This window comes from Phocaeicola massiliensis B84634 = Timone 84634 = DSM 17679 = JCM 13223 (genome assembly GCF_000382445.1).
GTDB classification, from domain to species: domain Bacteria; phylum Bacteroidota; class Bacteroidia; order Bacteroidales; family Bacteroidaceae; genus Phocaeicola; species Phocaeicola massiliensis.
Window position 1 is genome coordinate 562,576 of sequence record NZ_KB905472.1, and the last position, 14,763, is coordinate 577,338.

Here is a 14,763-nt window from a genome sequence, read left to right on the forward strand (position 1 = left end):
TATTATGGTATTAGTTTGTTGCCAACACAAAAATAGGATAAATCTTTGGAATGACCGAGAAAAAAGGTTGAAATGTCACTGAAATGAGTATCAATAAAGCGTTTGCAGTGTCCATTGAAGCCAACCGCAAAAAACAGGAAATGCAAAGGGAAGCAGTTTTATGAAGCAGAAAGGTTTTCAAATCGTTACCCGAAGCGAAACGCAATTATGAAAACACTTTGGGACATCAATCTCGCCCTCGACAACATCAAGGCGTAAATCATCACATAAAGGGCGAAGACTTTGAACATTTTTGGGTGTTTTGAGCCGTACAACAAAATGATTTCGGATATAAAGAGTTATCTTTGTCCCCATAAATCATTTTAATAATCAGATAAGAGAAATGGCAGACGGAATTAACACATTGCGTTATTCAGACATTTTTTTTGCGATGTATTTTGACGGTGGAATGAGCTGTACGCATCGAAATCATTCCCATGTATTGTTATATATTTATTCCGGTGAAATGCTAATCGAGGAAAAAGGAAAAACGACAAGGCTGCATAGAGGCGACTGTGCCTTTATCCGCAAGGATTTCAGTGTGAAGATGACTAAGCAGGCGTGGAACGGAGAGCAGTTCAAAGCTATTTTCCTGACGTTTACACCGAACTTCCTGCGTGGCTTTTACAATAAGTTAGAACCAGACTCAATTCCAAAGGATGCCCGAAGGGAGAACGTAAGCCTTTGTAAACTACCGTCCAACCGTCCCGATATCGTAAGTCTGTTCGAATCCATGACACCTTATTTCGATTCGGGTATCCAACCGTCAGAAGAGTTGTTGCAACTGAAAATGGTTGAAGGAATGTATGTATTGCTTAATACGAACAAGAATCTGTATGCTTCGGTTTTCGATTTTACCGACCCATGGAAAATTGATATTCTGAATTTCTTGGAGAACAATTACATGAATGACATATCAATAGAAGAAATAGCCAATTATACAGGACGCAGCCTTTCTACATTCAAACGGGATTTCAAAAAATGCAGTACGCTTTCTCCTCGGGAGTGGCTGATTCATCGCCGTCTCGAAGCCGCTCACGAGTTAATACAGAAAGGAGAACGCAAAGTATCGGAGATTTGTTTTGATGTCGGTTTCAAGAATTTATCGCACTTCTCTAAGATTTATAAAGAAAAATATGGTACTCCCCCTACAAGGAATCTGCAACACGGAATGGGGGTTGAATTCTAAACGTGGATAACGTTGTCGTTTCGTTCGTAGGGGCGAGGTTTGCTCGCCCGCAAACAGTTTGCTTTGTGTCTTCGGGCAGTCCCTGCCCCTACAGCTGATGATTGGATAGGTCATTTTAGTTTTGACTCACTCCCTTTTTACTCCTGAACCTTGCAGCAAAGTAACTTGAGCCATATAACAAAGTCATTGTGCGGCATTCCCCTTACCTTTGCATCAGAAAACGTAAAACATGGAATGTATGAAGAATATTTTTGAAAAAGATTTGTCAGGTGAAATGGTTTCTCCCAATGAACCGGGTTATGAGGCTTTGATTAGCGATATTTTCGCAACTATCAAGACTGCGACTGAAATGAATACGGGTTATCGCACTTCCGAAGAAGTACGCGAGTATATGAAGCAGATTCTTGGCAAACCGCTCGAAAAGAGCACAACGGTATTGCCTCCGCTCTATATAGACTATGGCAAACCTATCACTATTGGCAAAGGGTGTTTCATTCAGCAATGCTGCACTTTTTTCGGTCGTGGCGGTATTACAATCGGTAACGATGTATTCATCGGTCCGAAAGTCAATCTGATAACAATCAATCATGACCCGAATCCGGAAAACCGCAGTGCAACCTATGGTCGTCCGATAGTCATAGAAGATAAGGCATGGATTGGAATCAATTCCACCATTCTTCCGGGAGTACGCATCGGTTACGGTGCGATTGTCGGAGCAGGAAGTGTCGTGACCAAAGACGTGCCGCCGATGACAGTTGTAGCAGGTAATCCGGCTCGCTTTATTAAGGGGATTGAAGCCTGATGAATTAGAAAACATTGAAATATGAAACCTTACATCATTGTTCACATGATGACCTCTATTGATGGCCGCATCGGAATGGATGCGTAGTAACAACAAAACCTATCCGGTCATTAATCTGGTTATCTTTCCCCTTAATCCATCTTTTCCTTTATATTAAGCCTTTATTCACTAAAGATTAAGTACTTTTGTACAGATGTGTTCCATCTCCATAGGTTGCGGAGTTAACTCCATAACCTTTGGAGATGACTCCATAGCCTTTGGAGTTAAGTCCAAAGGTTATGGAGATAGAACACCAAAGGAAGAAAACCCTTAGCCATAGAGCTGCAAGGGCTTACGGATACAGACAAAATCTTTTAAAGATGGATATAGAATATGATTTCAAGGCTAACCCTTTCAAGGAAAAGGACGGCAAGCCGGTGCTTTATCCGGCGGTAGTGGTGAAGGAAACGATTACTACCGACCACATAGTGAAGGAATTGTCCAAGCACAGTGCGTACTCGGCAGGCTGTGTGGTGGGAGTGCTGCAAGAGGTATCCGATGCTATTGTGGCTCATTTGCGGCAAGGAAAAAATGTGCGGCTGGACGGACTGGGTACGTTCTCTCTTGCCTTGTCCTCGCGTGAGGTGACAGACCGGAAAGAGATACGTGCGGCATCCGTGAAGATAAAGAAGGTGAACTTCCGTCCGGTGCCGGAACTGGTGAAGCGGGTGCGGCAGGAAACAGACATCCTCCGTGCCGAGTTCGGCTTCCTGCCCACGGTGAAGAAGCGTAGCAAGGAGGAGCGTTGGACGTTGCTGGAGGCTTATCTGAAAGAACACGGTTCCATTACACGTCTGGCTTATTCGGAATGGCTGAGAGTGGCGCGTACCACGGCTGCTTACGAACTGAAGGCTTGGTATGAGGAGAAGAGATTGGACAAAAAAGGAAAGCATTCTCATGCGGTGTATGTGTTGTACAAGCAGGAAAGTATCTGATTAATATTGCAGCTGTGAATAATTTTTTTGGTAAATAAAAGATGCGTACTATGAAAAAAAGTATTTCAACTCTTCTTTTCTATTTTATTTCAGTTTCTTTGTTTTCTCAAAAAGTATATACTCCGGATTGGGAATCATTGGATAAACGTCCGGTTCCGTCTTGGTTTGAAGATGCCAAATTTGGTATTTTTATTCACTGGGGATTATACTCTGTGCCGGGATGGTCGCCTAAAGGAACTTATTCCGAATGGTATAAGTATTGGTTGGAAAACAAGAAATTGATGGGGAACGGTGATTTTACCGGTACGGAAATCTATGATTTTCATACAGCCATGTATGGCAGGGATTTCACTTATGCCGATTTTGCTCCCATGTTCAAGGCGATGAGTTATGATGCCAATGAGTGGGCGAAGCTGTTTGAACGTGCAGGTGCCCGCTATGCGGTGTTGACAACCAAGCATCACGATGGTTTTGCATTATGGCCTAGCAAGGAGGCTTCCACATCGTATGGCAGACCTTGGAACAGTATGGTGATAGGTGCTCATCGCGATTTGGTGGGCGAATATGTGGATGCGTTGCGGAAGACCAATATAAAAGTGGGGTGTTATTTCTCGCTTCGCGAATGGGGGAATCCGTTGTATACCAAAGAAACGATGGGATTGTTTTATGAAAAACATTTCTTCCCTCAGCTGAAAGATTTGGTGAATACGTATAAACCGGACTTAATCTGGTCGGATGGTCCTGATGCTATCAATGATAAAGAATGGCAGGTGGAAAGAACATTGGCATGGCTTTATTCAGAATCTCCTGTGAAAGACAGTGTTGTGGTAAATGACCGTTGGGCAAATAATACAGGACGGAAGCATGGAGATTATTACACCAGGGAATATAGTAATTCAAGTGCATCTTATGATAAGCCCTGGGAAGAATGCAGGGGAATAGGATTGTCTTTCGGATATAATCAGAATGAGGATTTGGAAGATTATACTTCTCCTAAGGCATTGGTTTTGACTTTGGTTAATATTGTAAGTAATGGCGGAAACCTGTTGCTGGATGTGGGACCGAATGCGAATGGTAAGATTCCGCCGATCATGCAGGAACGTTTGGTTCAGATGGGAGACTGGCTGAAAGTAAACGGTGAAGCGATTTATGGGACACGTGCCTGGGTGCGTCCTTGTCAATGGACAAAGGGTAACCGGGAATGGAAATCGAAGGAAAAACATTATGTGAGCGGTGATGCTATTTTGAAGCAGACAGTGGACCCGGAACCGGGTTATGCGGTGAAAGAGGTGTTTTTTACCAAGAAAGGAAAGAATGTATATGCCATTTTGCCTGCGTATCCGAAAAATACCATCAAGTTGAAGGATATCCGTTCTACCGGTAAGACCAAAATTTCCTTGCTGGGATCAGAGAAGAAGGTTAACTGGAAGCAAAAAGGAGATGATATTGTAGTGGAAATGCCGGCCTTGTATATGGATGATATGCCATGTGACTATGCCTGGACGCTTAAATTGGAAAATGTGGCAGACTGATTTTTTCTTTTTCCTACCCGCCGGCATTCCTTTTATATATTCCGGGTCGGGAAGTAAAAGTAATGCCGGCGGGCAGGCTGTAAAGAAAGGTTATATTTTTTCTATTTTTGCCAAATATCCTCCTCCCGGGAGTAAGTCAAGCTGTAATGTTTTGCCGGATTTGATTTTTCGGTTGCTGATGACTATCTTTTTATAGTTCGAGCCTTCATCCGATGCGATGGTCATCCGGTAAGTGCCTTTGGGAAGGAAGTCGGTCTGGAGTTTGCCTTTATAGGGTGTTTCACCGTTAAGTACGGAAAGATACCATGTATCGCCACTTCTTCTGACTAAAGCTGCCAATTTTCCGATGCGGCTTTCGGGAAGTACTTTGGTTTCGTCCCAAACCACCGGTACTTCTTCGATAAACATCCGTCCCGGGCATGATAACATATCTTCCATGTCGGCGGCAAAAATCAGCATGGGAGAGGTAAAGGTGTAAATGCTTGCCAATTGGTGTGTAAAGGTTACCGACGGAGGGCAAAATTTCCGGAAATTCAAAGGGGTATAGTCGGCAGGGCCTGCCAGCCAGCGGGTAAAGGGTAATACAGTGTTATGGTAAGGCCATGCCGGACCGGGTGCCCAGCTGTTTTCGGCTCCTACGCTTTCCAGTCCGCGTACTGCTTCTTTTGCCAGCAGGTTAGGATAAGTATAACTGTCACCGGTAGGTTTGTTTACTCCATGGAAAATAACCATCAAATGGGCTTTGGCGGCATCTTTTAAAATGTTTTCCATCAGATTGACGGTAAAAAGGTTTTCGGTGTGGAAGAAGTCAATCTTCAGCCCTTTGACACCTGCTTCGGCACATTTCTTCATAAAGCCGGAGCGTTCGTCGGCATCTACCAGCCCTATGTCGGTCTTGTTGCCCGAACGGGGAGAGGAAGGGCGCCATACCCAGATGTCTACATTCTTGGCTTTGCCATAGTCTGTCAGTTCTTTTAAAAGTTCCCATTTGGAACGTCCGTTGGTGTTCTTTTCAGTTTCTTCCCAAAGTTCCCAACCATCGTCTACCACAACCGATTGTAGTCCCAGTTCGGCTGCCCCGTCTACATATTTTTTATGGTTGGCTACGCTGAGGCGGTCATTCCCTTCTGTCAGCCATGTGAAAACAGAGCGTCCCGGTTTGATCCATTCCGTATCTTTTCCCTTAGGAAAAAGGGTGGGGTTGGGACGGTCGGATACTTGGGCAATGATTTGGTTATTGACTAAACCGTTCAGGTCTTCGGCCAACATCAGTACGCGCCACGGGGTGACGATTTCATTTTCTCCGTTGCGCGGCGAGGTAATCCACGGTATGTTACGAACCTCTTCATGCCAAAACTTGGAGTCGGGAAGACCTGTGATGATTCCTGTTTCCACGTGTCCTTTGTTCTCTACATAGCCAAATTGTACGCGGTTGTTTTCTTTGCCGAATAAAACAGCTCCGTGGAAATTGAAAAGGTTGGCTTCCGTGATGGCAGCATAGGTTCCGTTCGGTAAAAGGAATGTGGCGGGAGGAGCCAGCAGTTCGTCTTTGATGGAGTCGGTGCTCCTGTCCTGATAAGCTTGTATCCATCCATACTGGAAGGGGCCGCTGGCATACCATACGTGTGTGCCGGAGGGGAAAGTGTAGGCGGTTTGTTCGCCGTAAATACAACGGGGACCATCGGAGGGAATACGGTAACGGAGAGCTACGCCGTCATCGAATTCCCATGAGTCTATGTAATAGGTATTTCCATCTTTTTGTTCTATTGTATATGTTTTATACTTTCCGGAAGTTGTGCTGACGGTGCTGTTCTTTACTTCTTTTCCCAGTAGGTGGTTGTCTATGTTCATTCCTAAAGGGGAGGAAAGGATGACGGGTTGCCCTTTGAACGAGACGTCAAAATTGAGTTGGCCTGCTTCTATCCCGATGTTCATTTTGGCTTGTTGTGCTTGAAGGAAGCACGGGATGGAGAAAGTAAATGCCAGATAAGCCAGTCTTTTGAGTTTCATGATATTTATATAGGTTTAATGAGTTATTCAATTACATACCAAGTGTATCCTTTAGCCGGAATTTTTACGGTAAGGTTCACCGTATAGTCCCTGTTCAGGGTATAAGTTGCCGGTGTGCCTTCCTGTTCGCGGATGCGGGCTGTCTTTGTCAGTCCGGTATAGTAAAGCGGAAGTTGGATGTCACGTGTCATTTCCTTGTCGGTAGGATTATAGAACATGGCCAGCCCTTTTTCTTTTCCGGCAGGAGCGACGTGCATGATACCATCCCAGTCGCGGGCATCCGGTTTGCGTAAGTGGATGATGTCACTGTTTAATATATTCCGGTATTTCTTATACCAGCTGATGATTTCCACTACTGCTTTTTTTGTTTCGGGAGTGTCATACAGACGCGGGCCGCGGTAGCAGGCTTGTACTCCTGCACCATAATTTTGGAACATCAGTGTTTTGTATTCGTATAAATGTTCACTCAACGGTTCCAGTGTGGCTGCTGCTCCACCTCCCTGGTATTCCACCAATGGGACAAAGCTCCACAATGAGGAAGGAATGCGTTCGAAAGTGCAATCGTAGTTCAGTTGACGGGTATGGATAAGTTGGCGGTCGCGTGGTAATGACCAATTGGCTTCACGGTAGCCGATTCCTACTTTGGTAGAGCCGTTCAGAAAATAAAAGTCGGGGACATTGAGGTAGATTCCGTTTTCGCACATCCAATGATAAAGTTCCGTTACCTTATGGAATTGGTTCCATTGTGAGTCTTTCAGTCCTTTATGGTGGGGATGGACGGTTGAGGCACAGAAATCTCCCGGATAAGAGCCGTCGTGTTCAAAGCAGCGCATTCCGGTTTTCTCGAAGAACGTCTTTATCTTATGGAAATATTCATAACCCCAGTCACTGCACAGGCAGGGAGAACTGCCGAATGTCATGCCGCCGCGTTTCCCTGTTTTCGGATTGATGACATCCACTTCGTCACTTATCCAGCGGCTGGCAAGCAGGGAGTAACATCCCATTTCGATGCCTTTGTTGCGGGCATAGTCCACGAATGCTTTATATTTGGCGATGTTGGCATCCGAGATGTCTTCTGCATTCAGACCCGAACCGAAACTCAGGATAATCATCTCATAGCCTGTTTCGGCACATTGGTCGATGGCACGGTACACCGTTTCCGGATTGGTTGAGGTGAGATGCATGAAGATGGGATTTTCCGTAGTCCAAGGTGCGATGGTGCGGTACATTTTGCGGGTAAACAGTCCTTTACGTTCACGGTCGTAGCTGTCGAACGGCATTTCGTATACGCTGAAAGAACGGAAAGTGCCTTGGGACGGTATGGCTTGGTCGGGTCCCATTTTGGGGGAAACTTCCAGTATGCAAGGGGTTTGCATCAAATAGTTCCGTTGCGAGGTATAATCAGGATCGGTTACCCATTTTTCGGTAATGTCTGTTTCTTTTTCCGTGAAACTGCCGGCACAAGCATAGTCGCTTTCTATATGGATATTGGGCAAGAGGAACTTGGACGGGTCACCTCCTCCGGGAGATTCAGGTTCGGCAAAAGCCAGGTATTCCAATTGGAATGTGTCGATGTTGATAGGTAGGTCGGACCGGTTTATCACTTCAAGCCGTTTGCGGATGACGGGAATTTTATCGTATACCGATACATGGAGTTTCACAATGACATCTTTCAGTTCCTTGTCACCCCGCAAAGTAAAGGTGATTTCACTGCCGGTTGCAGCTTCCTTATTAAGTGCCCAACGGCTGCGTGCCCATTTTATATCTTCCTTGATAGGGTTTATTTCAAAGTCCTCTACCAAAAAAGATTCGGGAATGGTAGTCATGTTCTCTATCCATTTGTCTTCAATGTAAGCCCGTTCCGGCTGTCCGGCCAATCCCCCGATTAAGTGCTTCTTGCCATCAATTTGTATGCTGCCTTCACTGCTGACAGCACGGAGCATACTTTCTCCGGTCATGCGGTTGATGATATTGGTTGTGGCCAGGTTCGGGAAAATCCGGAAGGTGCGGGATACCATCGGGTTGGCCACAATAATACTTTTACCGTCTGCCGAAGCATAAATGCCTGCTTTGGCTTTTTCGGGTGTAATCAACCAATCAAAGTCGGTTTTCGTAGAAGCGGGAACGGATAAGACAGGGAGTTTGCTGATTTTATCTGCCAGTTTGCGGGAAATGCCGGTCGTCATTTCCGGGCCTTTTCCTGCGTATCCCGCATGGATGGTTTCGGGTTTGGCCGATTTATATTCAATGGTTGGGGTAATCCACAATGCATTGTCACCGCTGGCACCGTCGTCGGTGGGTTCTACCGATAATTCCAGTATACGGATGCCTTTCAAGTCTATATCCATGGATAGAGGCGATTCATTGCCGTGCAAGATGCCGCTGTTGTAAAGCTCTTTGCCGTCTCCTTTCACGATAAAGCAAACGGAACCTTTGTCTATTTTGCCACTGGTGCCGGCCAGTCCCAGGAATTGCTTGTCATTGCCTTCCTTGCGGAAATAAAGTTTTGTTCCGTTTACTAATGGAAGGACGGCCAGGCTCTTGTCCGAAATATCGACTTTGCTGTCTGCAACGCCTATTTGGGAGCGCAGGCGTGTAGCATCCCCATGAAGGTCTATTTTCAGTATGCTTTTAGCATGGGTACCTATCACTTCATTGTATATTTTCCCATTGACGGCAGCTTGTTCTCCGGTGACGGATTTTCCGTTCTGTACTTTTCCATACTCTTGCCATATATGAGATAAGTCTAGTTCCGATAGTTTTATCGTATGTTGGGCTTGCCCGCTTAAGCAGATGAAAAGGGCAGTGGTCAGTAATAAATTCTTTTTATTCATATAAATCTTTTAAATGTGTTTCTATTTATTACCAATATCTGTCCTTTCCGGTTGAACAAATTCCTGATGGTAGTATCAGGTGTCTTTTGGTGGCAGGACTGCAACAAAAGGACAGAAATGGCTTTTATGTAACAAAGGAAAGAATAATAAATGTATAAATCAATGGATTTTCTTGTTTAAAACATGGATTATGTTTTTGTATTCCATTGATTTGAGATGAGATAGGAGTGTGCCAAAAGCTCTAAATGACACTTGCATCGTGAATCATTACTTTTGACACACTCTCTCTTTTTAGTATTTCTATTTCCTATTCATACGGATTGAATGTTCCGTTGTCCCAATCTTGCGTTTGCTCCAGCTTGGAATTGGTTTCCAAATGCTTGTTGGGAATGGCATAGAAATAATAGTTATTTTGGAAATTGATTTCATATTTCTGGTCTAATACCACCACAGAATCTTTAAAATAGGTCGTATAGTCTTTGTCTATGTCTATATTGTCTTTTATTTTGTCGAATTCGACGGGGGAAATCTTTAGTTTGGGCAAAAGACCATGACGTCGGGTTCCATTCATTTCGGATGCGAACATGCGTTGTCGGCGCAAATCCCAGTAGCGTTTGCCTTCATAGGCAAATTCTATTTTACGTTCCAACATGATGGCAGCTATCATTTCATCGTGTGACATATTTGCTTTCAGACCATACATGCCATTGCTTCCGGCTTCTATTCCGGCGCGTTGGCGAATGCGTTTTAAAACTTCGTAAGCTTCATCCGATTTACCATTTTCGGCAGCACATTCGGCATAGTTCATCAAGACTTCGGTAAAACGTATTTCTATCCAGTCGGTACTGCTTCTTTCAGTATAATAGGGAGTATAGCTTACATTGATGGCTTTCCGGCAATAGAAACCGCTGCTGCTGGGGTTCAGGGTAGAGTGTCCTTGGTATGTCCATTGGATTCTGTCTTTTTTACCACTCAATTCCCATTTGCATCCATTATAGGCTATGGTGCTGGTGAAGCGGGGATCACGGTTTTGCCAGAAGTGAAGCGGGTCATAATCAGGTGATTCTGTGATAGGAGTTCCGGTGATCATCGGGTAAGATTCTACCATTTCCTTTGTAGGCTGATTGCAACCCGAATAGTTTTGGGCTTCCGACAGAGGACGTGTCGCAGCATCCCAATGGTGGGTAATGTCGGGTTCCTGATAGCGTGTAACGAATAATACTTCTTTATTCATTTCATCAAACCAGATATTTTCATAACTGTCGTACAGCCCGTATCCGTTGGCTTCTATTTGTTCGGCTGCCATTTTATTGTACGTATAGGCTGTTTCCCAGCGTTCAGCCTTGTTCTCAGGATTGAATTGCGGGCTGGCATAATAGAGCAGAATCCGGCCTTTCAGTGCCATTACGGTTGCTTTTGTAAAGCGTCCTTCGTCGTCTCCTGTCCATTTCCAGGGCAGGGCATCGATAGCATCGTCCAAATCTTTGATGATTAAGTTGATGCATTCCGAAGTTTTGTTACGGGTGACATATAAGTCATCGGTTAATGCCTGCGGTTCCAGAATCATAGGAACTCCACCGTATAAACGTACCATCTGGAAATATCTCCAAGCTCTTAAAACAAGTGCCTGGGCCTTTAATGAGGTTTTGGTTGCGTTATCTATATTTCCGGTTTCGATACTGCTTAACATGATATTGATGTTGCGTATTTCTTTGTAGGGCCAGTTATCTATTGAAGTAGTGGTAAGATGACCGTATAAAATGCCAGTTTCACCATAAGCCTCGTCCGAATATCCGGCTACGTCCTGATCCCATCCCGGAAGGTTGTCACGATACAATTTGTTAAGATAGGCGGTGGCATATTGGGCATTGTTCCAAACATCTTTCTCGGTGATGGCAGATAAGTCTTTTTTATCTAAAACATCAATACATCCCGAAAGGACAGCGGTTGTTAATACGCTATATAATAAATATTTTATTTTCATGATATTTTCATATTTAAAGAGTTAGAAACTGACATTGATACCAAATGAATAGGTGCGCATCAATGGGTAATTCATGATGCTTGAGTTCTCCGGATCATAAGCTTTAATTTTATCTTGCAGCAGGAACAGGTTGGTTCCCATCAGGAAGAATTTCATTTGTGAAAGCCCCCATTTGGATACCAGTTGTTGTGGAAGCTGGTAAGTGATATTCACATTCTTCAAGCGCAGGAATGAAGTATCTTGAATCCAGAAAGTCGATTCTTCGGAAGCTCCGTTGTCGGCTCCTGCCCTTGGGAACTTGGCATCTGTGTTCTCCGGTGTCCAATAATCTGCCCGCCATGCATATGCGGAAGCTTCCATTCCTTCCCATTCTGTACGCTGGTCATAAAAGCGTTTACCTCCGGCTACACCTTGGAAGAATAAGTCCACACTTAATCCTTTCCATGCCCCGCCCACAGAGAAACCGTAATTGATAGGTGATTTGGTATGTTTTATAATCCATTCTTTATCATTATCGTCAATCTTTCCATCCGGTTCGTCCGAGTTTGCACCTCTGATATCTCTGTAATTGAGCATTCCCAGTTCCGGTTTTTTCCCAAAGATGGTATATCCTTCGGGCAGTGCGTCGAGGTCGGCCTGTGTGCGGATGATATCGGTTGCCACATATCCCATGCTGCGGTCTGTGTTGTATCCTAATTCTGATTTATAGGGACGTAAGTTTTCGGCTTCGTCTTTGGTAATCAACTTATTGGTGGCGTAACCGAAGTTGGCGTTGATATTATAGGTAAAGTCTTTTCCTATTTTATCTTTGTAGGAAAGTTCTATTTCGAAACCTTTTGTGTCAATCGTCGCGTAATTTTCTTTAGGCATGACTCCTCCGAAAGTTGAAGGCAGGCTGGCCAGGCGGTCTCCTAAAATATCGTAGGTATGTTTATAGAATCCACCGGCACTTAACGATAAGCGGTTTCGTAATATCTGCATATCAAATCCATAATCTATATCCAATGATTTTTCCCAGGTAATTTCGGTATTGGGGATTACATCGGCCGAAACTCCGTTGCTTAGCGAACCGAAATAAGCACCGGTATTCAGGTTGTAGCGTTGCATCCATTGCCAGCCTCCCACAGCATCATTTCCCAGTAAGCCTATGGAGGCGCGTAGTTTCAGGTAATCAATGAACCGGACGTTGTTTTTGAAGAAGTTTTCTTCTGAGATTCTCCATGCCGCCGATGCTGACGGGAAGAATCCCCAGCGGTGTTTCGGATCGAAATTGACAGAACCGTCATAGCGGAAAGAGGCTTCCAGCAAATACTTGTTGTCGTATGTATATCCCAGGCGGCCTACATAAGAGAGGCGTCCGCTTTCTGAACCTTTACCGTTGAGTGTCGAATTTTTAGGATCTGAACTTCCGGCAAATAATTGGTCTACAGCCGAAGATATGAAGTAATTGCGTTGTCCGTCCATCCAGTCGGTAGTTCCTTCATACTGTTCGTATACAAACAGGGCATTGATATCGTGTTTGCCGAAAGTATTGTTGTAAGTCACCATGGCATTGAGTTGGTAACTGTTGTCATTATTGTATTTTTCATACAAGAAGTCTCCGTCATCTCTGGTTTTCACATAGTCCAGTTCATTGGTTTGTATGTGGTTGTGTGATCCTGTAGTTTTGAAAACATACAAGTCGTAAGGACGGCTGAACTGCTTGATGAACGTGTGTCGTTCATATTTATTGTATGTCAGTTTCAGGCTGAGGCCTTTGATGAAAGGAACATCATATTGGAGAGCTACGTTTATTTCATAGTTGGAATAACGTTTTTTGTTGTATCCGCTATTTCCATTGATTACTTCCATCGGGTGCCATGCCAAATAGGTTCCGTTGGGTTTTCCGTCAATATAAGGGGCAAAAAGTCCGCGGCGTAGCAATCCATTGTATAGGTTGTTCATATTGTCGTTGTCATTGTCCCATTTCCAATAAGGTTTATGGTCGTTGCGCGTATCCATGCTTAAGTTTAAAGATACTTTCAGGTCTTTGGTGATATTGGCATCAATGTTGCTGCGGATACTGTATTTTTTGAAATTAAGGTTGTCGAATGAACCTGTCTCGTAATAATAGTTTCCACCGATAAAATAGCGCACCTTATCATTACCACCGTTTACATTCAGCGAATGGCGGGTGACAACGGGAGATTTCCATGTCTCATCCATCCAGTCGTATGAGTGGTTCTTGTAATATTCCAGTTCGTCTTCGGCATAATATTGCATGTCTCCTTCGGGAACCAGTTGGTTGCGCAAAGCCTCGTTGGTGTATAAAGCTTGTTCGTATGCATTGAACATATCCGGTATTTTGGTTGCTTCCGAAATACCGATTGAGCCTGTATAATTGATGGTCGGTTTGCCTATTTTGCCTTTTTTGGTAGTGACCAGGATAACACCGTTGGCGGCACGTGAACCATAAATGGCAGCCGAGGCACCGTCTTTCAAGACAGAAAGATTTTCCACTTCGCTGGCATCCAGCCCGTCGAAGGCAAACTTGTCGCGGACTACGCCATCAATGACGTACAGGGGGGCGGTACTGTTCCAGGTACCATCGGCACGTATGGATACGGATGAACCACCTCCCGGTTTACCGGCTGTTTGGGTGATGTTGACTCCGGCCAACCGACCGCTTAGTGCATTGGAAAGGTTGGAAGCGGGTACATTTTCGATTACTTCGGAATTGATGGAGGCTACCGAACCGGTCAGGTTGACTTTCTTTTGGGTGCCATAGCCTATCACAACAACTTCTTCAAGAGTTTGTGAATCTTCCTGAAGGATGATGGAAACCATACTTTTATTGCCTATTGTTATATTTTGGTCAACGTAGCCGATATAAGAGATAGCTAAGGTTGCTTTGGCTCCCACTTCAAGGGAAAAACGTCCGTCTATGTCTGTAATGGTTCCGTTGGTCGTTCCTTTTTCCAGTACACTGGCACCGATGATGGCTTCCCCATTTTTATCCATGACTGTTCCCGTCACTTTCTTTTTGGTTTGCTGAGTAACATTAGTTTCATCGTTTTTCTTTGAAAATACGATGTAATTGTTGGTATGTTCGTATTTTAGATTGGAACTTTTCAGCAGTTCTTTCAGTATGTCGCTTACTTTGGCTTTTTTCTTTGACAAAGTAACAATGTTCTTTACATTCAGTTCTCGGTTGCTGTACACTACCAGGTAGTCTGTTTGTTTTTCTATTTCAGAGAAAAGGGTTTCTACCGTTACAGCGTTTGAAGGTAGTTCTATTACAGCGTTTTGTGCTTTACCGGTAGAAGCAAATAAGGGGAAAGTACAGAAAAACGTCAAAAATATAGTTACTTTCATAATATTTAATGTCCTGTTTTGCGTTTTTAGGCATAAAAGATGCCC

Annotated in this window: 8 protein-coding genes; 4 read left to right on the forward strand and 4 right to left on the reverse strand. The window is 44.2% G+C overall.

Features of this window, described 5'->3' with window-relative positions; all coding sequences use genetic code 11:
- The first annotated feature begins 382 nt into the window (after window positions 1-382).
- The 4 genes from HMPREF1534_RS16610 to HMPREF1534_RS16595 all read left to right on the forward strand — a co-directional run bounded on the left by HMPREF1534_RS16610 (window position 383) and on the right by HMPREF1534_RS16595 (window position 4,536).
- Complete coding sequence (locus tag HMPREF1534_RS16610; protein WP_005936526.1) at window positions 383-1,228, forward strand: helix-turn-helix domain-containing protein; 846 nt, start codon at window positions 383-385, stop codon at window positions 1,226-1,228.
- A gap of 238 nt (window positions 1,229-1,466) precedes the next feature.
- Entirely contained in the window at window positions 1,467-2,030 is a 564-nt protein-coding gene (locus HMPREF1534_RS16605) for a DapH/DapD/GlmU-related protein (RefSeq protein ID WP_005936528.1), read from the forward strand.
- A gap of 359 nt (window positions 2,031-2,389) precedes the next feature.
- Window positions 2,390-3,004 carry an HU family DNA-binding protein gene (locus HMPREF1534_RS16600; RefSeq protein ID WP_018451916.1) on the forward strand — a complete coding sequence of 205 codons (615 nt, stop codon included), beginning with the start codon at window positions 2,390-2,392 and terminating at the stop codon, window positions 3,002-3,004.
- A 50-nt stretch (window positions 3,005-3,054) separates the two neighbouring features.
- Window positions 3,055-4,536, forward strand: a complete 1,482-nt coding sequence (locus tag HMPREF1534_RS16595; protein WP_005936535.1) for an alpha-L-fucosidase — start codon at window positions 3,055-3,057, stop codon at window positions 4,534-4,536.
- Between the two features lie 90 nt (window positions 4,537-4,626).
- Here the strand turns inward: HMPREF1534_RS16595 and HMPREF1534_RS16590 are convergent, their stop codons facing one another.
- The 4 genes from HMPREF1534_RS16590 to HMPREF1534_RS16575 form a co-directional block, all read right to left on the reverse strand.
- A complete protein-coding gene (locus tag HMPREF1534_RS16590; protein ID WP_005936537.1) occupies window positions 4,627-6,546 on the reverse strand; it encodes a glycoside hydrolase family 97 protein in 1,920 nt (639 codons plus the stop codon).
- Between the two features lie 23 nt (window positions 6,547-6,569).
- Window positions 6,570-9,380, reverse strand: a complete 2,811-nt coding sequence (locus HMPREF1534_RS16585) for an NPCBM/NEW2 domain-containing protein (RefSeq protein ID WP_005936539.1) — start codon at window positions 9,378-9,380, stop codon at window positions 6,570-6,572.
- Window positions 9,381-9,687: 307 nt separating this feature from the next.
- Window positions 9,688-11,364: a RagB/SusD family nutrient uptake outer membrane protein gene (locus tag HMPREF1534_RS16580; protein WP_005936541.1), complete on the reverse strand. Its 1,677-nt coding sequence runs from the start codon at window positions 11,362-11,364 to the stop codon at window positions 9,688-9,690.
- Window positions 11,365-11,385: 21 nt separating this feature from the next.
- A complete protein-coding gene (locus HMPREF1534_RS16575) occupies window positions 11,386-14,718 on the reverse strand; it encodes a TonB-dependent receptor (RefSeq protein WP_018451914.1) in 3,333 nt (1,110 codons plus the stop codon).
- Window positions 14,719-14,763 lie beyond the last annotated feature (45 nt).